The organism is Pseudomonas sp. Irchel 3A7, assembly GCF_900187565.1.
GTDB lineage: Bacteria > Pseudomonadota > Gammaproteobacteria > Pseudomonadales > Pseudomonadaceae > Aquipseudomonas.
The window spans coordinates 36,330-58,690 of the sequence record NZ_FYED01000007.1; the positions used below are offsets into that span (position 1 = coordinate 36,330).

Genomic DNA, 22,361 nt, shown 5'->3' on the forward strand with positions numbered 1-22,361 from the left:
AATGCCAATTCGTGTCGACCTGCTCGCGTTAGAGCCCAATGTGCCTGGCCAGGCCCGCCTCACTTTGAAGAAATGGCAGGGTGGCGAGCAACAGTTGGAGTTTTCCATTCAGCGCAACCAGGACGGTTTTTACCTTCAGGACCACAAGGCCTGGAGCAACCATCCATTCTGGTTCAAGGTCTCGCGTTTCAACCTCACGGCCGACGGCGAAGCTTTGGAAACGCAGGTCGGCCCGGACGTGGTCGACCCGCTACTGGAAGGCGTCGCCAATTCGCAATTCCAGATCGAACTGCGCGAACAGAGCCTCGGTCATGCCGATAAAGGCGTGGTTCGCCCAGGCGTTGGTTTGCTGCCGTCCACGGCCGGCGGCCAGACACGCTCGACTTACGGCGGTGCCGAACTGACGGCGCCGAGCACACCGGCACCGGAGATCGTGGAGATCCCGGATCTGCCTGAACTGACCCTGTCCACCGCCGAACCAGAAATGGAGTTGGAGTCGGTGCTCACCGAGCCCGCCTACGCGCCGCCTCCGGCACCGGTGAAAAAAAGCAACAAAGGCCTGATCGGTCTGTTGATTGTGGTGTTGCTGCTGGCGGCTGGCGCCGGATTCTGGTTCTACAAACGCACCCCGGCCCCTGCGGTTGCAGCCACTCCCGCCGCACCCGCCGGCGCCGACGCTCAGGCCTGCACCCTCGACAGCATGAACAGCCTGCCCGAACTGACCTTCGTCCAGACCTGCATCAAGGCGGCACCCGACAGTGCCAAATTGCTGGAGATCATCAACCAGGCCAAAGCCAGCAAGCACTGCGGCGTCGCCCAGCGCCTGTACGCCAACCGTGCCCAGGCCGGTGACGCGCTGATCGCCAACGCCTATGCCCGCGAATACGACCCGAAATACCTGAAGGCCAGCGAGTGCTTCCCGGCCGCGGACAACGCCACCGCCGCCTACTGGTATGAAACCATCCTCACCCAGGACCCGAACAACGCCGAAGCCAAGCAGCGCTTCGAGGAGTTGCAGAAGTGATGCGTTCGCCCCTGAGTCGATTCCTGCTGAGCGGTGCCGCATTACTCGCGCTGTGCATCAGCCCGCTGTCCCAGGCCGATGACAAACCGCTGATCCAGGCCGGTAAAAAGACCCTGTTCCAACGCGTGCTGACCACGCCGGGCTGCAAAGTCAGCCCGACGGCGGGCGGTGCGGCAGGCGACGCACAACCAGTCTTCAGCCGCTTTTATGTGTACGAGCGCGCCCAAGCGAATAACGCCGAGTGGCTGAAAGTCGGCCCCGACAGCTACGGCAAAACCATTGGCTGGCTGCCTGCCAGCTGCACCACCGACTGGAAGATGCAGCTGACGCTGGCCTTCACCAACCCGGCCAACCGCGACCGACTGCTGTTTTTCAAGGACCGTGCCACCGTCGAGGGCATTCTTGATGCACCGGACCCGGTCAGCAAAGTCGCGCCGCTGCGGGCCACGCTGAAAAAGGGCCAGCAAGCACCGGGCGTACTGGCTGAAGAACCTGAATACTTCGTCGACCTGCAAAAGCAGTTCTACCTGCTGCCGGTGCTCAGCGGCGAAGAAGTCATGACCGAAAGCGGTTTCCGCACGCGCCTGCTCAATGTCGCCTCCGTCAGCAAGCCGGATGACAAGAACGTGAAGGGTGGTGCTGCAAACAGCGCGGCCAGCGCCAAGGAAGCCGAAGAGAAGAAGGCCAACCAGCTGAAGGAATTCAGCGCGGCCGTGGTATTTGTCATCGACTCGACGATCTCGATGGACCCCTACATCGACCGCACCCGCGAGGCGATCCGCAAGGTTTACCAGAAGATCGAAGCTCAGAATCTCGGTAAGCAGGTCAAGTTCGGCCTGGTGGCTTTCCGCTCCAACACCCAGGCGGTACCGGGGCTGGAATACACCACCAAGATGTACGCCGACCCGACGCAGGTGAAAGACAGCGCCGACTTTTTCGCCAGGATCAAAGACCTCAAACAGGCCACCGTGTCGAGCAGCAGCTTCGATGAGGACTCGTTTGCCGGCGTCATGGAGAGCATCGACAAAGTCGACTGGAACCAGTTCGGCGCACGCTACGTGGTGCTGATCACCGATGCGGGCGCCATCGAAGGCGACGACAAGCTGTCGAAGACCGGATTGAACGCCGCGCAGGTGCGTATCGAAGCCGCCAACCCGGGCGTAGCGATTTACACCCTGCACCTGAAAACCCCGGCCGGAACCAAGGATCACGCCAAGGCCGAGGCGCAGTACAAGGACCTGTCGACCTACCCGGGCACCAACACTTCGCTGTACTACCCGGTGAACGCTGGCGATGTGCAGGAATTCGGGCGCAAGGTCGACGCACTGGCCGGGGCGATTACTACACAGGTCAAAGCTGCCTACATGGGAGAAGACGCCATTGGCAGTGCGGCGAACGCCAAGCAGGACCCGGCCGAGAAAAAGATGCTCGAAGACGCGGCGCTGATCGGCCACGCCATGCAACTCGCCTATCTGGGCGAGAAGACCAACAGCAAAGCCCCGCCCGTGTTCAAGGCATGGATCACCGACCGCGACCTGATCAAGCAAAACATCCCGACCACCGACGTACGGGTGCTGCTGACCAAGTCACAGCTCAGCGACTTGAGCGACGTGATGAAGCAGATTCTCGATGCCGCCAACGAAGGCCTGATTTCGCCGACGGACATGTTCAACCGCCTGCGCTCGGTGGCGGCGACCATGGGCGCCGATCCCAATCAGCTCAAACAGAACAGCAACGCCAAACTGGCGGACATGGGCGTCCTCGGTGAATACCTCGAAGACCTGCCCTATCAGAGTGAAGTGCTGAACCTGGATGAAGAGACCTGGAAGAGCTGGGATGGTCTGGCGCAAGAAAAATTCATCCGCACGCTGAACACCAAACTGCGGCATTACCAGCGTTACAACGCCGATGTAGATCGCTGGGTAGCTTTGGCCAAAGACAGCGATGCGCGGGACAACGTCTACCCCGTGCCACTGGAAATGATGCCTTAAAGAGACGCCGATGCTCGATATCAAGAACCTGCTGGTGCGCCGTGGTGAAGGCGCACACGCCCATCACGTGCGACTGCCGCACTTGCAGGTCGGCGCCGGGGAGATCCTCGCCATCACCGGCGAGAGCGGCAGTGGCAAAAGCACGTTGCTCGAAGCCATCGGCCTGTTGCTCGCGCCGGTGGAGCTCGAGTACTTTCGGCTGGGCCCGACGCACGCTCAGGATATCGCCCAACTGCTGGCCACTGACAACCAGCCTGCTCTTGCAGCGGTGCGTTCGCGGCATTTGGGATTCATTTTGCAGAGTGGCGGCTTGCTTCCGTTCCTGAGCGTGCGGGACAACATCAGCCTGCCGCGCCGTTTGCTCGGGATGCCCGCAAAAAGCGATCACATCGACCACGCCGTTGACGTGTTGCGCCTGCAAGGGTTGCTGGACAAACAACCTCAGGCGTTGTCGATCGGCGAACGCCAACGTGTTGCCTGCGTTCGGGCAATTGCCCATGAACCGCTGCTGCTGTTGGCCGACGAGCCGACCGCCGCACTCGACCCTCACGGTGCCCGGCGTTTGTTCGAGTTGCTCCTGAGCCTGGTGTCGAGCATGGGCCTGAGTGCGCTCGTTGTATCCCATGACTGGGCTTTGTTGAAGGATTTCGGCTTGCCGCGACTCGGCGCTACCAGCCATCAGGGGGAGACTCTGTTTGAACCGATGGACTGATCGCTTGCGCCTGCTGGGCTCACTGGCGTTGCAAGACCTCTGGCACGACCGCAAGGTCTCGCTGTGCATCGCCGCCTCCCTGGTGGCGGTGATCGCGCCGTTGTTGTTGCTGTTCGGGCTCAAACACGGGGTGGTCAGCCAGTTGCAGGACGAACTGCTGCGCGATCCGCGCAATCTTGAAGTGAAGATGCTCAGCAACGGCAACTACGACACTGCCTGGATCGAGCGTTTGCGCCAGCGCCCCGAGACCGGTTTTGCCCTCGGACAGACCCGCTCGCTCAATACCCAGGCTGATCTGCTGATCGGCATGCAACGGTTTGTCGAAGGCGCGGAAATCATCGCCACTGAGCCCGGCGATCCCCAACTGAACCTGGCGTCACTCAACCCCGTCGGCAATCAAGTGATCCTCAGCGCCAGCGCAGCGCAACGCTTGCAGGCCAAGGCAGGCGACAGCGTGCAGCTGCGGGCGTTGCGCCGTCTGGAAGGTGTCAATGAACGCGGCGAGATGACGCTGACGGTACTGACCGTGCTCGACGGTGCCCGCTTTGGTCGCGCTGCCGGGTTTGTCGCCCCGCCGCTGCTGCTGGATCTGGAGCGTTTTCGCGACGGTTATCAGGTCAGTGAGTTCGGTGTGACCACCGGTAAACCTCAGGGTAATTTACAACCGCTGTATGCCCGCGCCCGCGTATATGCACGCGACATCGATCAGGTCGCATCGCTGGAGCACTGGCTCAACGAACAACACATCGAAACGTCGAGTCGACTGGCCGATATCGACAACGTCAAAGCCATCAACCATGTGCTGGGGTTGATCTTCGGTGTGATCGCCGCGGCGGCACTGATCGGCTGCGTGGCATCAATGGTCGGCGCATTCCTGGCCAACATCGATCGTAAACGCAAAAGCCTGGCAGTCCTGCGTCTGCTGGGTTTCAAACGCAGGTCCGTTGGCGGTTTCGTGGTCCTGCAAGCGCTGGTGCTGAGCCTGGCCGGCTACATTGGCGGGCTGGGATTTTATGCCGTGGGCAGTCATTTGTTCGACTACCTGCTCGGCAGCAGCAAAACCACCGGCACCTTCGCTTGCCACATCACTGTTTGGCATGGCCTGGCCGCCCTGCTCCTGACCTTCTTGGTCGCTGCACTGGTGGCCATGATCGGCGCCCTGAGAGCCATCAAAATCCAACCTGCGGAGAGTCTGCGTGAGCTATAAACGTTTTGGCTTGCTGTTGCCCCTGAGCCTCGGCTACTTGCTCGACGCCTCGGCGGCGGGCTGGGAAGAGAAGTATTACAACCCGATGCCCGAGGCTGGCGACGTCGTGCTGCCGATGCCCTGCGAAGGTTCGATGGTATTTCGCAAGGTATTCATTCCGGTCGCCGGTCCGCTGGATGACTACCCCATCAACATCGGTCAGGACGGCGCGGAATACGGCTATGTCGAACAGACCCGCCCGACCTTTATCGCCGGCAGTTTCACCGGGGCCAAGAACGACAAATCCCGTTACTACCTGATGGCCAAGTACGAGATGAGTCAACTGCAATACGCCGCGCTGACCGAAGCAACCTGCCCCACCGCCGCCACCAAGATGCGCTTGCCGCAAACGGCGGTGAGCTGGGTGCAAGCCATCGAGGCCGCCGACAAGTACAACCTGTGGCTGCGCAAAAACGCCGCCGGCAAGCTGCCCAGGGAAGACGGCGCGCAAGGCTTTCTGCGCCTGCCAACCGAAGTCGAGTGGGAGTTCGCCGCACGCGGCGGGCTGGAAGTCGGTGCTGCTGAATTCCGCGACATGCACTACCCGATGCCAGAAGGCATCAACGCCTACGAGTGGTTTAGCGGAGCGCAATCGTCCAACGGCAAAGTGCAATTGACCGGTCTGCAAAAGCCCAACCCGCTGGGCCTGCATGACATGCTCGGTAACGTCGACGAAATGATGTTCGAGCCGTTTCGCCTGAACAAACTCGACCGCCAGCACGGTCAGGCCGGTGGCTACGTCGTCCGTGGCGGAAACTACCTGACTGCGCAGGCCGACCTTCGTACTGCATTACGTAAGGAGGAACCGTATTACAATGCCGAAGGCCAGGTGAAAAACAAGACCACCGGCCTGCGACTGGTGCTGGTCTCCCCGACCCTCACCTCTCGCGAACGAGTCGCCAGCATCGAAAGCAGCTGGAAGAAACTCGGTACCGGCAGCAAGGAAACCGAATCCGCCGACAAAGGCACCGTGCAATCGCTGAACAGCCTCGCCTCGGGCGTCGAAGACAAAGTACTCAAGGAAAAGCTCCAGACCCTGGAGAACCAACTGCGCGCCAGCAACCAGCAGCAGGAAGAAACCCGCGACCAGGCGATCCGCGCCAGCCTCAACCTGGGTGCGTTCCTGTGCACCAAGATGCTCGACGACGGCCAGTACGTGGACTTCCTGCAAAAAAACTACAAGCTCAACTGTGAAAGCGCAGACAAAGATGCCAGTTGCGACATGCGTAAAGGCAAGCTCGACGAGCAAAAGGATCGCCTGCACAAACTCAGCCGTTACTACGCCAGCAGCCTGGTGGAATCGGCTACCTTGTACGGCCAGCCACTGCTTGAAACACAAGTCCCGGTGATGGAAGAAATCATCACACGCAACAAACAGCTGCAAGACCTCAAACCTTACCTGCGCACTCACTGGGCCAATCAGAAAGCGTTCCTGCAAAAGCAGAAAATCGACACTGTAGCCTGGCTGACCAGCTGCAAAACCGTCACTCAATAACAACGCGTCAACACCGTTACGTAGGAGTTTCACCATGTCGCGCAGCCTTTGGACTCGCTTCAAGCTACAGATCGCATTCGTAGTCGCCAGCAGCCTGCTAATGACCGGTTGCGCCAACACCGGCAGCTCCATGCTCGGCGAGGGCGAAGGCGACGGTGCCGACCCGCGCCTGACCCAGGGCAATGACGCAGAGTTCTTCAGCAAGTCCGGATACCAGGCCTGCGCCGTCGGCGCCGGTGTCGGCATCCTCGCTTGCGCGCTGTCCAACAGCAGCAACAAAACCGTGTGCGTCATCGCCGCCGGTATTACCGCGTGTGGCGTGGCCATGGGCGCGAACTATTACCTGGACCAACGTCGCGCCGAATACGCCGACACCGCCACCCGCTTGGCGAAGATGAACAGCGACGTCGAACAAGACACGCAGAACGTGATCGCCCGGACTGCGACCGCTCAGCAAGTGATCAATGATGACCATGCGCAAATTGCCCAGATCAAAAAGGACATCGCCAACAAGAAAGTCGACAAGAGCAGGGCTCAGGCGCAAATCGCCGGGATTGACTCGGACATCGCACGCCTGCGCAAAGACCTTGCCAACATGCGTACCAAGGTCACCGAGTACCGCAAAGTGGCAGACGCCGAGCGTTCACAAGGCACCAGCGCCGAGATCCGACAGGTGGACATGAACATTCAGAGAATGAACCAGAAAGTCGTCAGCCTGCAGAAGGAAGTCGACGCCCTGTACAGCCAACGCTCCGCAATCACCCTGGGTTAAGCACATGACGCTACGACAACTGATGGTCATCACTGCCGTCCTGGCCCTGAGCGGTTGCGCGACCCAGCCCGGCGAATGCGATGCAACCAATCGCGACAGCAGCCTGCTGACCAAGATGAACTGCGACTACTCCGGTGGTTACAGCGATCAGGTCAAGCAGAAGGAACTGGCCCTGAGCGAGTCCCGACAGCAAAACGCAATGTTCCGTCAGGTGTACGAGAACATTCAGGCCCAGCAGCTCAGCACCAAGACCGATCTGGCCAGCCAGCAGAAATCCCAGGCGGCGCTGAATCAGTCGCTGGCGCAACTGCTGACCTCGCTCAAGGCTCGGCGTGGCAATGAGGCCCAGGTGCAGAAGCAGATTGCCGACCTCGAGAAGCAGCTCAAGGCTTCGCAAGCGGCGCCAACGGCCAAATCAACACCCGCGACACTGGCGGCCAAGCAGCAAGAGCTGAAAACGTTGCAGAAGAAGGTCAATCAGCTGCAATTCAGCCTCGGCTACGAAGAGTAACTTTTCACCCCGCAAGCGTCCCGATGGATGCCTGCACTTTTTCAGGAATCGTCGTCATGCAGCGGGTCATCAGGGATGCGCAAGCCAGATCGGAGGAGATGAGTGCGCTGCAAGCCAAAGTCGCCCTCATCCAGAAACACTTTCCACCGACCGTCGCCAGTCTATTTGCCATCCCGCGGATGGGCAGCGGCGACGTGCTGGAATGGTGGACCGAACTGGGCGGCCAACCTACGCCTTATGCCGATCTCAACGAGGACGCGCAACGACGTTTGCTGGAAACCTACGAGGTACGTCAGACGTCCCTCGGACAACTGGCGGATGAACTGCAAAAACGCGGTCAACCGACGGAAGCGGATGACCTGCGCAGCCTGCTCGGCACGCCTGAGCTGGATAAGCTCTACAGCCTCAATGGTGAGCCATTGGTGGTGCGCTGGAACCAGCGTCCGCCCAAACCGATCGTGCCGCCGGTGATTCCGGTGGCGCCGGTCGTATCGCCGTCGCGGCGGGGCTGGTGGCTCGCGGCGGCCTTGCTCGCGCTGTTGTTGCTGCTTCTGGCGCTCTGGCTCTGGTGGTTCCTGCACCGTGAGCCGGTTGTCGTGGTTCCGCCTGTAGCGCCGGTGGTTACGCCAGTTGAGAAACCGGTTGAGAAGCCGGTTGAGCCTGTTCCCGCACCTGTCGTGGAACCGGAACCGAAACCTGTTCCGGCACCAGAACCCACGCCAGAACCGGTACCGGTACCGGAACCCAAGCCGGTCCCGCCACCCAAACCGGCACCCGCACCCGTACCGGAACCCAAGCCGACCCCGCCACCCAAACCGGTTCCACCACCAAAACCGGCAGTAGCGGCCCCGCCACCAGCCCCGACGCTGGACAACTTCGCATGCCGTAAAAATGCGCCTAAGGCAGAGATCCCACAGTTCGTAGTGGTGCTCGACACCTCGGGTTCGATGAACTTGAACATCAAGTCAGTGAAAGCCGACGAGGACTGGTTCTTCGGTCCTGACATCAACAAGCTCCTGGACCCGAACCGCACCATGCGGCTCACCGCCAAACCCAGCCGCATGGACGTCGCCAAGGATTCGCTGGCCGGCATGATCAACGGGCTGGACCCGAAGATCGACACACGCCTGATCACCTTCGCCGGTTGCGAAAGAACACCGGACCGGGGTGTGTTCAAGTTCGGCGACCGTCCGCGGCTGATCAACGGGATTCGAGGTCTGGCTCCCGACGACGGCACACCGCTGGCCGACAGCCTGGCCCATGCGGCGAGTACCGTCGACGGGCGCAATAACGATGCGGTTATCGTGATGTTTGTCGACGGAGAAGACGGTTGCGGGCAGGACGTTTGCGCGGTATCCCGTCGAATCGCCAGGGAACAACCACGCCTGCGGGTCAACGTGGTGAAAATCGGTGCTGGCGGCCCGTCACGCTGCATCGCTGAGAACACCGGGGGCCGGGTTTACAACAGCACCAATGCGGCTGAGTTGGGTAACCTGTTGAAACAGGCAAGCAAGGAAGTCTCCAGCAATGCCAAGTGCGATTAGCGGGGCAAAGATGCTGAATTGAGGTGACCTCATTCGCGAGCAGGCTCGCACAGAATTTGTGTCGTCTACACGGTTATTCGACGACGCAGGTACCCTATGGGAGCGAGCTTGCCCGCGATAACTAGTTCAAAGCACCTCAACGAAACCGGTCAACTTCGGACCGCAAATCCGCCGCCAGCTTCTCCAGTTCCCTGGCGGTGACGGCCAGGTTGGACACCACTTCACGCTGCTCGCTGTTGGCCAGGGCGATGCTCTGCAGGTTGCTGCTGAGCAAGGTCGCAGTGCTGCTCTGTTCCTGAGTGGCGGTGGTGATGGCGGCGAACTGCTGTCCGGCCGAGCGGCTTTGCTCATCGATCCGCGCCAGTGCCGCGGCGACGTTGGCGTTGCGTGACAAGCCTTCCTGCATCAGCACGTTGCCTTGCTCCATGGTGCTGATGGCGTTGCCGGTCTCTTGCTGGATGCTCTGGATCATCCCGGAAATTTCATCGGTGGCTTCACGGGTGCGAGAGGCAAGGTTGCGCACTTCATCGGCCACCACGGCAAAACCACGACCCTGCTCGCCGGCACGGGCCGCTTCGATCGCGGCGTTGAGCGCCAGCAGGTTGGTCTGATCAGCGATCGACGTAATCACACCGACGATGCCACCGATTTCCTGGGAACGCTGACCTAGCGTATTGATCACCGTTGCGGTGCTGTTCAATGCCCCGGCGATTTGCTCCAGCGACGAGGACGCTTCGTCCATCGACGTGCGACCAATCTGCGTTTGCTGGGCGTTTTCCTGGGCCAGACGCTGGGTGCTGCCCATGTTGTCGGCAATGTTCAACGAGGTCGCGCTGAATTCTTCCACGGCCCCGGCCATGCTGGTGATTTCGCCCGACTGCTGTTCCATCCCTTCGTAGGCGCCACCGGACAAACCGGACAGGGCCTGAGCGCGGCGGTTGACCTCCATCGAAGCATTGCGGATGTGCTCGACCATGGTCGACAACGCCTGGCTCATCTGGTTGAAGGCGCGGGCCAGCTGACCGATCTCGTCGTTGCTCGACACACTCAGACGCACGCTCAAATCACCGGCACCCAAGGCTTCGGCCTGGCGCACCAGATCCGCCAGCGGCGCGAGTTTGCTGCGCAACAGCCAGACCGCCGAACCCACCGCCAGCAACATCGCCAGCAAACTGCCGATGGCCAGCTGGATACCGACACTCCAGGTCACGGCGCTGATTTCGGTTTTCGGCATGCTCGCCACCACCGACCACGGCCCGCCTTCGAACGGTACGGCCACGCTATAAAATTCTTCGGACTTGTCGCTCCAGAAATCGCCCTTGCCCGGCGTTTTCGCCAGTTCGACAATTGCTGGCACCGCTTGGTCCAGCGCCTGTACACCTGCGATCGGCACAAGCCATTTGTTTTGCTCATCCAAAAGCGCCAGGGAACCGGTCTGGCCGATGCGGAAGCGTTTGAGGTTTTCGAACTGCGCCTTCTGCGCGTCGGTGTAATCAAATCCTACATACAACACGGCAATGACCTTACCGCTGCTGTCGCGCACAGGGGTGTACTGCGACATGTAGAAGCGTTCAAACAGCAAGGATCGACCCACGTAGCTCTGCCCCGCCATCAAACGGGCGTATGCCGGATTCGCGTGATCCAGAACAGTGCCAATGGCACGGTTGCCGTCTTGTTTGCTGACATTTGTACTGACGCGAATGAAGTCTTCGCCGCTGCGCACGAACACCGTCGCCACGCCCGCGGTCATCTGCTTGAACTCGTCCACTTCCTTGAAGTTGTTGTTAAGCACTTCATTGCCCATGTGCAAGCCCGGTGTCTGGATACCCGCCACGGCCACCGGTTCATCCGGGTGCACGCTCAGCCCTCCACTGAAGCGCTTCTCGAACAGTCCGGCCAGGCGCTGGGTACTTTCACGCAACGTGCCGTGAAAGGTGCTCAGCTGATCGGCCAGCAACCGGGCCTCACTGGCCAGGTGCTCTTCGCGGGTGGCGAGGTTGGCGGTGTCCAGCGAACGCAGGGCGAACAAGGTACTGCCGGTGATGACGATCGCCAGAATCACGGCGAGCGCAAGACCAAGCTGTGAGGCTATCCGGGCACGAGGTTGAGACATGACAGCTCCTGGCCAAGTGCCTGGATCATCGTGATCGCGGCGCACACTCAGCAAAATTTCTAATATTTAGGGGGTAGCGTCGAACCTGCACGAAGGTCCCACGAGCAGATTTTCGGCGGCGAACGGAAATACTTGAGCGATTAGTGGGGATATGGCTCAAGGCCGCTACTCCGGCCGCTCCATCGTTTCAGCTCAGGTGCTCGACATCCGGCAATTCCATGGCCCGGACTTCACTTTGCAGAAAGTCGCTGAGCCGGCGCATGCGCTCACCGCCCGGACGGGTTTTCGGCCAGACCAGGTAGTATTTCTCACCGCTGGCAACGGCCGTCGGCCACGGCAGGCTCAATCGCCCTTGCGCCACATCTTCCGCCACCATCAGCAAATCACCCATGGACACGCCGTAGCCTCGGGCTGCCGCGATCATGCCCAGCTCCAGCGTGTCGAACACCTGCCCGCCCTTGAGTGACACCTGGTCGGCCAGCCCCATGCGCTCCAGCCAATTGCGCCAGTCGCGGCGGTCCGGTGTCGGGTGCAACAGCTCAGTATTGGCCAGACGCGTGACGTCCCAAGGCTGATCGCTCGGCAGGTTGGGCGCGCCCACCGGGATCAATTCCTCCGGGAACAGGTAACTCGCCTCCCAGTCCGGCGGGAAATGCCCGTTGCTCAGCAACACCGCGCAATCGAACGGTTCATCGTTGAAGTCCACCGAATCGACATCCATCCAGGCGCTGGTCAATTGCACCTCGTTGCCCGGCTGCAGATGGCGGAAGCGACTCAGGCGCGCCAGCAACCAGCGCATGGTCAGCGTCGACGGGGCTTTCATGCGCAGGATGTCGTCTTCGGCGCGCAAGGTATTGCAAGCCCGTTCCAGAGCAGTGAAGCCTTCGCGGATCCCCGGCAACAACAAGCGGGCCGATTCGGTCAGCTGCAGGTGGCGACCACTGCGGTGAAACAAGCGGCAGGCAAAATGCTCTTCGAGCGTACGAATATGCCGGCTGACTGCACTTTGCGTGATCGACAGCTCTTCAGCGGCTCGGGTGAACGAACTGTGTCGCGCCGCCGCTTCGAATGCGCGCAGGGCATACAAGGGAGGAAGACGACGTGACATTGGGAAAGCTCCTACATCGGGATTCGATCACCCTAGCAGAAACTCTCCAGCATGAGTTTGAATCATGCCATCCATCCTTTTTATCCCTTTGTGCAAACCCCGCAGAGCGCCGAGAATCGACGCTTTCCTGTTCACTTTGACAATCGAGCGTGATGATCATGCAGCATCCAGCGCGTATTGAACTCTGGGCCATCCTGCGGCTGGCGGGGCCGTTGATCGCCTCGCAGTTGGCGCACATGCTGATGGTCCTCACCGACACTTTGATGATGGCGCGCCTGAGTCCCGAGGCACTGGCCGGCGGCAGTCTGGGCGCGGCGAGCTATTCGTTCGTGGCGTTCTTCTGCATCGGTGTGATTGCGGCGGTCGGCACTCTGGTGTCGATCCGCCAGGGCGCGGGCGATACCCTCGGGGCTGCCCGACTGGTCCAGGCCGGGTTGTGGCTGGCGTGGCTGATGGCGCTGGGTGCCGGGCTATTGCTGTGGAACCTCAAACCGGTTTTGCTGCTGTTCGGCCAGACCGAAAGCAACGTGCAGGCGGCCGGGCAGTTCCTGGTGTTTTTGCCTTTTGCCCTGCCCGGCTACCTGAGTTTCATGGCCTTGCGTGGCTTCACCAGCGCCATCGGCCGCGCGACGCCGGTGATGGTCATCAGCCTGGGCGGAACGGTGGCTAACTTCCTGCTCAACTACGCGTTGATTACCGGCATGTTCGGCCTGCCGAAACTGGGCTTGATGGGCATCGGTCTGGTCACCGCGATCGTGGCCAACCTCATGGCCCTGGCGCTGGCGTGGCACATCCATCGGCATCCGGCTTACGACGCCTATCCGCTGCGTCAGGGGTTGCTGCGGCTCAACCGGCAATACCTGAAGGAGCTGTGGCGACTTGGCCTGCCGATTGGCGGCACCTACGCCGTGGAAGTCGGGTTGTTTGCATTCGCGGCGCTGTGCATGGGCACCATGGGCAGTACGCAACTGGCGGCGCACCAGATCGCCCTGCAAATCGTTTCGGTGGCGTTCATGGTGCCGGCGGGCATTTCCTATGCGATCACCATGCGCATCGGCCAGCATTACGGCGCCGGGCAACTGCTGGATGCACGACTGGCTGGACGGGTCGGCCTCGCCTTCGGCGCAGCGGCGATGCTGTGCTTTGCGATGGTGTTCTGGCTGCTGCCGAATCAGTTGATCGGTCTGTTTCTCGATCACAACGACCCGGCCTTCCGCGAGGTTATCAATCTGGCGGTGAGCCTGCTGGCGGTCGCGGCGTGGTTCGAGCTGTTCGACGGCACGCAGACCATCGCCATGGGCTGCATTCGTGGCCTCAAGGACGCCAAGACCACGTTCCTGGTAGGCCTGGGTTGCTATTGGCTGATTGGCGCGCCCGCCGCATGGTGGATGGCGTTCCACTTGAACTGGGGGCCAACGGGCGTCTGGTGGGGCCTGGCGCTGGGACTGGCGTTCGCGGCGGTGGGTTTGACGCTGGCGTTTGAGTGGAAGATGAAGCGGATGATCAAGCGCGAGCCGGCGTCAGAAGATAGCTTCTCGGTCTCCCAGCCTTATTGAAATCCACTGTGGGAGCGAGCCTGCTCGCGAAAGAGGCGGCACATCCAACATAGATGTGACTGACAAACCGCTTTCGCGAGCAGGCTCGCTCCCACATGGGTTCGTGATTAATTCACGATTTCCATCATCGCCTGTTGGCTGCCATCGAAAGTCAGATACTCCACCAGCTCGGCCAGCGCCAACGGCTTGCTGATCAGATACCCCTGCACCTGATCGCAATCAAACCCGCGCAACAAATCCAGTTGCTCCGGTGTTTCCACGCCTTCGGCGACGACTTCCAGGTTGAGGTTGTGCGCCAGGTTGATCATCGCGTGCACCAGCTTGCGGTTCTCTTCCCGTTGCTCCATGCCGCCGACAAAGCTCTTGTCGATCTTCAACAAGGTGATCGGCAGGCTGTTGAGGTGCACGAAGGACGAGAACCCGGTGCCGAAATCGTCGAGGGAGAAGCGCACGCCCAGACGCCCGAGGGCATCCATGGTCTGCTTGACCAGATCGCTGCGGCGCATGACCGCGGTTTCGGTCAGTTCGAATTCCAGCCATTGCGCCTCGACGCCGCGCTCGGCAATCAGCCGGCTCAGGGTCGACAGCAATTGGCTGTCCTGGAACTGGCGGAACGACAGGTTGATTGCCATGTGCAGCGGCGGCAAACCGCGTTCGCGCAAGGCCTGCATGTCGCGCAGGGCCCGGGAAATCACCCAGTAACCGAGCGGCACGATCAAACCGCTCTGCTCGGCCAGTGGCACGAACTCACTGGGGGGCAGCAAGCCACGCTCGGCATGGCGCCAGCGAACCAGGGCTTCGAGGCCGACGATTTGCCCGTCCTCGAGATTCAGCCGTGGCTGGTAATGCAGTTCCAGCTCATCGCGGCGCAATGCGCGGCGCAGCTCGGTTTCCAGGTCGGCGATGCTGCGGGCATTGCGGTTGATACGTTCGTTGAAAATGTGAAAGGTGCAGCCCTGCGTGCTCTTGGCTTGCTGCATGGCGATGTGTGCGTGCCACATCAACGGGTCGGCACCGGCCTGGGCACGGGCGTGGGCAATGCCGAGACTGGAACCGATCAACAGGCTTTCACCATCGACCCAATAAGGTTCGGCCAAGGCTTCGGTGATGCGCTCGGCCATCCATTCGGCGCGCTGCGGGGCGCGGCGGGTGTCGATCAGCAAAGCGAATTCGTCACTGCCCAGCCGTGCCAGCTGATCGCCGGCCTCCAGCTGGCTTTTGAGCCGCGCCACAACTTGCAGGATCAGGCGATCTCCGGCCTGGTGGCCGAGGGCATCGTTGGCGTGACGGAAGTTATCGAGATCGAGGTGCCCCAGCGCCAGGCCACGGCCTTCGTTTTCCGCCAGACGCGCCGTCAGCAGTGTCTGGAAGCCCTGGCGGTTGGCGATGCCGGTCAGCGGATCTTGCTCGGCCAGGCGCTGCAGCGTGGTTTCCAGCACGCCACGCTCACGCACATGACGCAGGCAACGGCGCAACATGCCGGTATCGAGATGATCGCGTACCAACCAATCGCTTACACCGTCGGGCGGGGTCAGCGGCTCATGTTCGAGCAGCAACACCGTCGGCAGACAGCAACGGCCCGGCGCCGGCTGAAGAGCCGGGATCGTCAACAACACCGCACTGCGGTTGTCATCGAACAGACTGCTGACCGACTCCCAACTCGGCGCGCTGATGAGCACGGCCGAGCTCCCCATCGGAGCCAGACACTCGCGCAACAACGCTGCCCACGCTGGCTCTTCAGCCAGTAGCAGCAAACGCAAGGGTTCGACAGGCGTAGACAAGCTAGCTCCCTAGACTCTGCAAAGATGTAGGCGACGGGCATTATGCCGCGCCGATAACCAATGACCAATGACATCGGTTATCAAACGTGGCCTTTGTAACCGGAATTACGAACATTAGACGCAAATCCGTTGCGCATCCTGCGTGAAAGTAACAAAAGCGGCAATTAGAGATCGCGTTGTACGTCACAAGTCGGAGAGAGCAGCACAAATTGCTGAGCCTGTTAAAATGCCGGCCCATTTCGTGACTGACCCCTGAATTTACCTATGTCCCGACTCAATCCCCGGCAGCAAGAAGCCGTGAGCTACGTCGGCGGCCCTCTTTTGGTGCTCGCCGGTGCAGGCTCCGGCAAGACCAGCGTGATCACGCGCAAGATTGCCCACCTGATCCAGAATTGCGGTATCCGTGCCCAGTACATTGTCGCCATGACCTTCACCAACAAGGCCGCGCGCGAGATGAAGGAACGGGTCGGCACCCTGCTGCGCGCCGGTGAAGGCCGGGGCCTGACGGTCTGCACCTTCCACAACCTGGGCCTGAACATCATCCGCAAGGAACACGTGCGGCTGGGCTACAAACCGGGCTTCTCGATCTTCGACGAGACCGACGTCAAGGCCCTGATGACCGACATCATGCAGAAGGAATACTCGGGCGACGACGGCGTCGACGAGATCAAGAACATGATCGGCGCCTGGAAAAACGACCTGATCCTGCCCGCCCAGGCCCTGGAAAACGCGCGCAACCCCAAGGAACAGACCGCCGCCATTGTCTACACCCACTATCAGCGCACGCTCAAGGCGTTCAACGCAGTGGACTTCGACGACCTGATCCTGCTGCCGGTGAAGCTGTTCGAAGAGCATGCCGACATCCTGGAAAAGTGGCAGAACAAGGTGCGTTACCTGCTGGTGGATGAATACCAGGACACCAACGCCAGCCAGTATCTGCTGGTAAAAATGCTCATCGGCAAGCGTAACCAGTTCACCGTGGTGGGCGACGACGACCAGTCGATCTACGCCTGGCGTGGCGCGCGCCCGGAAAACCTGATGCTGCTCAAGGAAGACTACCCGTCTTTGAAAGTGGTGATGCTGGAGCAGAACTACCGGTCCACCAGCCGCATCCTGCGCTGCGCCAACGTGCTGATCTCGAACAATCCCCACGAATTCGAAAAGCAGTTGTGGAGTGAAATGGGTCACGGCGACGAAATCCGCGTGATCCGTTGCCGCAACGAAGACGCCGAAGCCGAACGCGTGGCCATGGAAATCCTCAGCCTGCACCTGCGCACCGACCGACCGTACAGCGATTTCGCGATCCTCTACCGCGGTAACTACCAGGCCAAGCTGATCGAACTGAAATTGCAGCACCATCAGGTGCCGTACCGCTTGTCCGGCGGCAACAGCTTTTTCGGACGTCAGGAAGTGAAAGACCTGATGGCCTACTTCCGCCTGATCGTGAACCCGGACGACGACAACGCCTTCCTGCGAGTGATCAACGTCCCACGCCGGGAAATCGGCTCGACCACGCTGGAGAAACTCGGCAACTACGCCACCGAGCGTAAAATCTCGATGTACGCCGCCACCGACGAAATCGGCCTGGGCGAACATCTGGACAGCCGTTTCACCGATCGCCTGTCGCGTTTCAAGCGCTTCATGGACAAGGTCCGTGAACAGTGCGCCGGCGAAGACCCGATTTCGGCCCTGCGCAGCATGGTCATGGACATCGACTATGAGAACTGGCTGCGCACCAACAGCTCCAGCGACAAGGCCGCCGACTACCGCATGGGTAACGTCTGGTTCCTCATCGAGGCGTTGAAAAACACGCTCGAGAAAGACGAAGAAGGCGAGATGACCGTCGAAGACGCCATCGGCAAACTGGTGCTGCGCGACATGCTGGAGCGCCAACAGGAAGAGGAAGACGGCGCCGAAGGCGTGCAAATGATGACCCTGCACGCCTCCAAGGGCCTGGAATTCCCCTACGTGTTCATCATGGGCATGGAAGAGGAAATCCTCCCGCACCGTTCCAGCATCGAAGCCGACACCATCGAAGAAGAACGCCGGCTGGCCTACGTAGGGATTACCCGCGCGCGTCAGACCCTGGCCTTCACCTTCGCCGCCAAGCGCAAACAATATGGCGAGATCATCGACTGCGCGCCAAGCCGCTTCCTCGATGAGTTGCCACCGGACGACCTGGCCTGGGAAGGCAACGACGACACCCCGACCGAAGTCAAAGCCGTTCGCGGCAACAACGCATTGGCGGATATACGCGCGATGTTAAAGCGCTAGAATTGACCACTTTATTTAGACCTTCGGCGCAAAAGGCGCCAAAAGAGGACAGCTTCATGGAAGCCCTGCACAAAAAAATCCGCGAAGAAGGCATCGTGCTTTCCGATCAGGTCCTGAAAGTCGACGCCTTTCTGAACCACCAGATCGACCCGGCCCTGATGAAGCTGATCGGCGACGAATTCGCCACGCTGTTCAAGGACTCGGGCATCACCAAGATCGTCACCATCGAAGCCTCGGGCATCGCCCCGGCGATCATGACCGGCCTGAACCTCGGCGTGCCGGTGATTTTCGCCCGCAAGCACCAGTCCCTGACCCTGACCGAAAACCTGCTGTCGGCGACCGTGTACTCGTTCACCAAGCAGACCGAAAGCACAGTGGCGATCTCCCCGCGTCACCTGACCAGCAGCGACCGCGTGCTGATCATCGATGACTTCCTGGCCAACGGTAAGGCGTCCCAGGCGCTGATCTCGATCATCAAACAGGCCGGCGCCACCGTGGCGGGCCTGGGGATCGTGATCGAGAAGTCGTTCCAGGGCGGCCGTGCGGAGCTGGATGCGCAGGGTTATCGCGTAGAGTCGTTGGCGCGGGTGCAGTCGCTGAAGGATGGCGTTGTAACCTTCATCGATTGATCCGCCACACCGCCTACCCCCTCTTGTGGGAGCGAGCCTGCTCGCGAAAGCGGCCTTACAGTCAACAGTGATGTTGAAGGTTATGGCCTCTTCGCGAGCAGGCTCGCTCCCACAGTGGCTTTGGGTCGACCGTTACTGCGCGGTGGCTTTCAGGCCGGTGAGCAATAGTCGCTGAAACAAATCCTCTTTCAGCCCTTCAGGCTTGCTCAGCTGCATCCGCTCCAGATGCTCGGGAAACGCCTCAGCCGGCGGCGCATCCAGCGCAGCCTTGCCCAATTCCAGTATCTCGCTCAGCTTGAACTTGCTCTTCAGCCAGTTCAGCGCCCGCAGCAGATCGCGCTCCACCTCCGTGAAATCACAACCCAACGGATACTCCGCAAACAACTGCGCATGCTGCCCCTGGATCGCCTGCAAGCGTTGCGGACGGTTGTCGGTGAAGCGCGGATCGAGACGGAAATCCCCGGGCAATTTGCCGACCTTTTGCGCCTGTTCGATCAAACCCGGCTGAAAGCGTGAGTCGCTGATGTTCAACAGCGCTTCGATCACCGCTGCATCGGTCTTGCCGCGAAGATCGGCGATGCCGTACTCGGTGACCACGATGTCCCGCAGATGCCGTGGGATCGTGCAGTGGCCGTACTCCCAGACGATGTTTGAACTGACATCCCCGCCTGACTCGCGCCAGCTGCGCAGCAGCAACACCGAGCGCGCGCCTTGCAGTGCATGGCCCTGCGCAACAAAGTTGTATTGCCCGCCGACGCCGCTGAGCACTCGCCCGTCTTCAAGCTGATCCGCCACGCCGGCGCCAAGCAGGGTCATGGTGAAGGCTGTGTTGATGAACCGTGCATCGAGGCGCTGCAACCGCTTGAGCTCTTCCTGGCCATAGAGCTCGTTGATGTAGCTGATGCGGGTCATGTTGAATTCGAGCCGCTTGTTCTGCGGCAACTCGCGCAAGCGCTCATAGAAACTGCGCGGTCCGAGGAAGAAACCGCCATGCACCGAGATGCCATCGGTCTGCGCCGCTTCATCGAGGGTGCCGGCATTCGCCTGTTGTTGGGTCGGCACGTCCGGATAGACCTTGCGCCGCACGATCCCGGCATCGGCCAGTACCAACAGGCCGTTGACGAACATTTCGCTGCAGCCATACAGGCCCTTGGCAAAGGGGTCGAGGCCGCCTTCACGCTCGATCAGTTGCGCCCATGGGCTCAGATCCACGTCCGCGAGCAATGCCTGGTAACCATCGTTATCCGCCTGGCGTGCCAGCAACGCCGCCGTCAGCGCATCACCCATGGCGCCGATGCCGATCTGTAGCGTGCCGCCATCGCGCACCAGCGTACTGGCGTGCAAACCGATGAAATGATCCTGGAACCCCACCGGCATGTTCGGCGTGGAAAACAGCGTGGTGTGGTCTTTCTCGTCGATCAGCACATCGAAAGTGTCGATACCGACTTCGGCGTCACCGGGCATGTAGGGCAAGTCGTTGTGCACCTGGCCGACCATCAGGATCGTCTCCCCGGCGGCTCGGCGCTTGGCGATCATCGGCAACAGGTCGAGGGTGATGTCCGGGTTGCAGCTCAGGCTCAAGCGGTCGGGATGCTCGGCATGACTGGCCACCAGTTGCGCCACCAGGTTCAAGCCCGCAGCGTTGATGTCCCGGGCCGCATGGCTGTAGTTGCTGCTGACATAATCCTGCTGCGCCGCAGGACTGTTGAGCAGGCTACCGGGCTGCATGAAAAACTGCTGGATATGAACATTGCCCGGCAGGCTGTCGCGGTGCAGGTCGGCGAGGAAATCCAGCTCGGGATAATCACCGAAGACCTGGTCAATGAACGGTTCAAGAAAGCGCTTCTGCAAGCCATCGCCCAATGCAGGTCGCCCCAGGCACAGCGCGGTGTAGATCGTCAGCTGCCGTTGGGGCAATTGCGCGACGCGTCGATACAGTGCGTTGACGAAATGGTTGGGTTTGCCCAGGCCCAGGGGCAGACCCATGTGAATATGCGCCGGCAATCTCGCCAACACCTCATCGACCGCTTGCTCGATAGAACACAGCTGCACCATTCGATCCTCCCTTACATTCCATGAACTGGGGTTGGACCGAGCTTGCCGGGTCTTTGCTGCAATGAACAGCCTGTTAATGCCAAACCGTCGCCGCAGTCCCCCCTCCTGTAGGAGCGAGCTCGCTCGCGATGGTCGTCAACGATGACGCGCATAACCTGATGGAACGAGGTGCAAGAAGGTTTTTCGCGAGCTCGCTCCTACAGGGATCAGTGGCGTTTAACGAAATCGCAGGCACAAAAAAACCGCTTATAAGCGGCTTTTTTGTGAAAGAGGCAGGCTTGTTACAGGCCAGACATCTCTTTGATGGCACCTTTGAGCTCGTCATCGGAGCAGTCGGCGCAGGTGCCTTTAGGCGGCATCGCGTTGACACCGGTAATGGCTTTGGCCAGGATGCCGTCGAGGCCGCCCTGGTGATCGGCGCGCTCTTTCCAGGCTGCCTTGTCGCCGATTTTCGGCGCGCCCAACAGGCCGGTGCCGTGGCAAGCATTGCAATGCTTGGCAATCACATCTTTAGGCGCCTTGGCACCGCCACCACCGCCGGCAGCAGCGGCGACTTCCATGCCTTTGCACTCTTTACCCTGAACACAGACCTGGCCGACTGGCTCAAGGCGTTTGGCAATCTCGTCGTTGGTCGCAGCTTGAGCGCTGACAGCCCAGAGGGCCAGTACGGTTGCTGGTGCGGCCAGCATTTTCATAATTAGGTTCACGCGTTCACCCTCAATGGTGGCTATTCACGCCTGCGGCCACGGTTCGCAGGCGGGCGCAAGTATAGCGGTAAGCCCGCGACACTGAAACAACCCCAAAGTCGAAGGGGTCTTATTGCGCAACGGAAAAACAGCTCGGGTGCCTCGGCCATGCTGGCAGGGCGCCTCTTTTCTTAGAAATTCGCGGGTGTAGCTGCGCTGATTAGTCGCGCCGGCGCATCGAACGGATTGCGGAAACGGTGCGGCTTGGTACTTTCAAAGTAGTAGCTATCGCCGGCTTCGAGCACAAATGTTTCGAGGCCGACCACCAACTCCAGCCGACCTTCCACCAGAATTCCGGTTTCCTCACCTTCGTGGGTGAGCATCTCGTCGCCGGTGTCGGCGCCAGGCGGGTAGATTTCATTGAGGAACGCGATAGCCCGGCTCGGATGAGCCCGGCCGACCAGCTTCATGGTCACCGCACCATCGGAAATATCGATCAGCTCGTTAGCCTTGTAGACGATCTGAGTCGGTTTTTCCTGCAGGATCTCTTCGGAAAAGAACTCGACCATGGACATGGGAATGCCGCCCAACACTTTCCTCAGCGAACTGATCGAGGGGCTGACACTGTTCTTCTCGATCATCGAAATGGTGCTGTTGGTGACGCCCGCGCGTTTGGCGAGTTCACGCTGGGAAAGACCTTTGAGCTTACGGATCGATTGCAGTCGTTCACCGACGTCCAAAGCTTGCGCCTCCAGGGATTCAGATTGTTGGAATATTGAGCGTTATCATGGCGACAGCGTTCAGTATTTACAACACTTTGACCTGAATCCTGTTCAGTGAGGCGACTTTCGGTCCGGCTCGCTT

At 60.5% G+C, this 22,361-nt stretch carries 17 protein-coding genes; 11 read left to right on the forward strand and 6 right to left on the reverse strand.

Going from position 1 to position 22,361, the window contains the following annotated elements:
• Nucleotide 1: 1 nt before the first annotated feature.
• From CKW21_RS13090 to CKW21_RS13125, 8 genes are read left to right on the forward strand one after another with little or no spacing between them, the layout of a single operon-like run.
• Nucleotides 2-1,024 (forward strand): hypothetical protein, encoded by a 1,023-nt coding sequence (locus CKW21_RS13090; protein ID WP_095194396.1) that lies wholly within the window; start codon nucleotides 2-4, stop codon nucleotides 1,022-1,024.
• A complete protein-coding gene (locus tag CKW21_RS13095; RefSeq protein ID WP_095194397.1) occupies nucleotides 1,024-3,015 on the forward strand; it encodes a vWA domain-containing protein in 1,992 nt (663 codons plus the stop codon). Before CKW21_RS13090 ends, CKW21_RS13095 begins: the two co-directional genes overlap by 1 nt.
• Nucleotides 3,016-3,025: 10 nt before the next feature.
• Nucleotides 3,026-3,727, forward strand: a complete 702-nt coding sequence (locus CKW21_RS13100) for an ABC transporter ATP-binding protein (protein WP_095194398.1) — start codon at nucleotides 3,026-3,028, stop codon at nucleotides 3,725-3,727.
• A complete protein-coding gene (locus tag CKW21_RS13105; protein ID WP_095194399.1) occupies nucleotides 3,711-4,934 on the forward strand; it encodes an ABC transporter permease in 1,224 nt (407 codons plus the stop codon). The genes CKW21_RS13100 and CKW21_RS13105 overlap by 17 nt, the downstream gene beginning before the upstream one ends.
• Nucleotides 4,924-6,468 carry an SUMF1/EgtB/PvdO family nonheme iron enzyme gene (locus CKW21_RS13110; RefSeq protein WP_095194400.1) on the forward strand — a complete coding sequence of 515 codons (1,545 nt, stop codon included), beginning with the start codon at nucleotides 4,924-4,926 and terminating at the stop codon, nucleotides 6,466-6,468. Before CKW21_RS13105 ends, CKW21_RS13110 begins: the two co-directional genes overlap by 11 nt.
• Before the next feature lie 34 nt (nucleotides 6,469-6,502).
• Complete coding sequence (locus CKW21_RS13115) at nucleotides 6,503-7,240, forward strand: hypothetical protein (protein ID WP_095194401.1); 738 nt, start codon at nucleotides 6,503-6,505, stop codon at nucleotides 7,238-7,240.
• Nucleotides 7,241-7,244: 4 nt separating this feature from the next.
• Entirely contained in the window at nucleotides 7,245-7,751 is a 507-nt protein-coding gene (locus tag CKW21_RS13120) for a hypothetical protein (RefSeq protein ID WP_057712764.1), read from the forward strand.
• Between the two features lie 56 nt (nucleotides 7,752-7,807).
• Nucleotides 7,808-9,295, forward strand: coding sequence for a VWA domain-containing protein (locus CKW21_RS13125; protein ID WP_095194402.1), 1,488 nt, complete (start codon nucleotides 7,808-7,810; stop codon nucleotides 9,293-9,295).
• 136 nt (nucleotides 9,296-9,431) lie between these two features.
• Here the strand turns inward: CKW21_RS13125 and CKW21_RS13130 are convergent, their stop codons facing one another.
• A complete protein-coding gene (locus CKW21_RS13130) occupies nucleotides 9,432-11,408 on the reverse strand; it encodes a methyl-accepting chemotaxis protein (protein ID WP_095194403.1) in 1,977 nt (658 codons plus the stop codon).
• A gap of 187 nt (nucleotides 11,409-11,595) precedes the next feature.
• A complete protein-coding gene (locus CKW21_RS13140; protein WP_095194404.1) occupies nucleotides 11,596-12,516 on the reverse strand; it encodes a LysR substrate-binding domain-containing protein in 921 nt (306 codons plus the stop codon).
• A gap of 158 nt (nucleotides 12,517-12,674) precedes the next feature.
• On the opposite strand from CKW21_RS13140, the gene CKW21_RS13145 reads away from it, so the two are divergent.
• The gene (locus CKW21_RS13145; RefSeq protein ID WP_095194405.1) at nucleotides 12,675-14,072 is read left to right on the forward strand and encodes a NorM family multidrug efflux MATE transporter; all 1,398 of its coding nucleotides are present in this window, start codon (nucleotides 12,675-12,677) and stop codon (nucleotides 14,070-14,072) included.
• 107 nt (nucleotides 14,073-14,179) lie between these two features.
• Here the strand turns inward: CKW21_RS13145 and CKW21_RS13150 are convergent, their stop codons facing one another.
• Nucleotides 14,180-15,853, reverse strand: a complete 1,674-nt coding sequence (locus CKW21_RS13150; protein ID WP_095194406.1) for a bifunctional diguanylate cyclase/phosphodiesterase — start codon at nucleotides 15,851-15,853, stop codon at nucleotides 14,180-14,182.
• A 264-nt stretch (nucleotides 15,854-16,117) separates the two neighbouring features.
• On the opposite strand from CKW21_RS13150, the gene rep reads away from it, so the two are divergent.
• Together rep and CKW21_RS13160 are read left to right on the forward strand one after the other, a co-directional pair.
• Entirely contained in the window at nucleotides 16,118-18,127 is a 2,010-nt protein-coding gene (gene rep, locus CKW21_RS13155) for a DNA helicase Rep (protein ID WP_095194407.1), read from the forward strand.
• A gap of 56 nt (nucleotides 18,128-18,183) precedes the next feature.
• Nucleotides 18,184-18,756: a xanthine phosphoribosyltransferase gene (locus CKW21_RS13160; protein ID WP_095052388.1), complete on the forward strand. Its 573-nt coding sequence runs from the start codon at nucleotides 18,184-18,186 to the stop codon at nucleotides 18,754-18,756.
• A gap of 132 nt (nucleotides 18,757-18,888) precedes the next feature.
• On the opposite strand, the gene CKW21_RS13165 is transcribed toward CKW21_RS13160, so the two are convergent.
• The 3 genes from CKW21_RS13165 to CKW21_RS13175 all read right to left on the reverse strand — a co-directional run bounded on the left by CKW21_RS13165 (nucleotide 18,889) and on the right by CKW21_RS13175 (nucleotide 22,237).
• Nucleotides 18,889-20,811, reverse strand: a complete 1,923-nt coding sequence (locus CKW21_RS13165) for an acetyl-CoA hydrolase/transferase C-terminal domain-containing protein (RefSeq protein WP_095194408.1) — start codon at nucleotides 20,809-20,811, stop codon at nucleotides 18,889-18,891.
• A 281-nt stretch (nucleotides 20,812-21,092) separates the two neighbouring features.
• Entirely contained in the window at nucleotides 21,093-21,506 is a 414-nt protein-coding gene (locus tag CKW21_RS13170; protein ID WP_095194409.1) for a cytochrome c5 family protein, read from the reverse strand.
• 182 nt (nucleotides 21,507-21,688) lie between these two features.
• Nucleotides 21,689-22,237, reverse strand: coding sequence for a cupin domain-containing protein (locus CKW21_RS13175; RefSeq protein ID WP_007947433.1), 549 nt, complete (start codon nucleotides 22,235-22,237; stop codon nucleotides 21,689-21,691).
• Nucleotides 22,238-22,361: the final 124 nt, after the last annotated feature.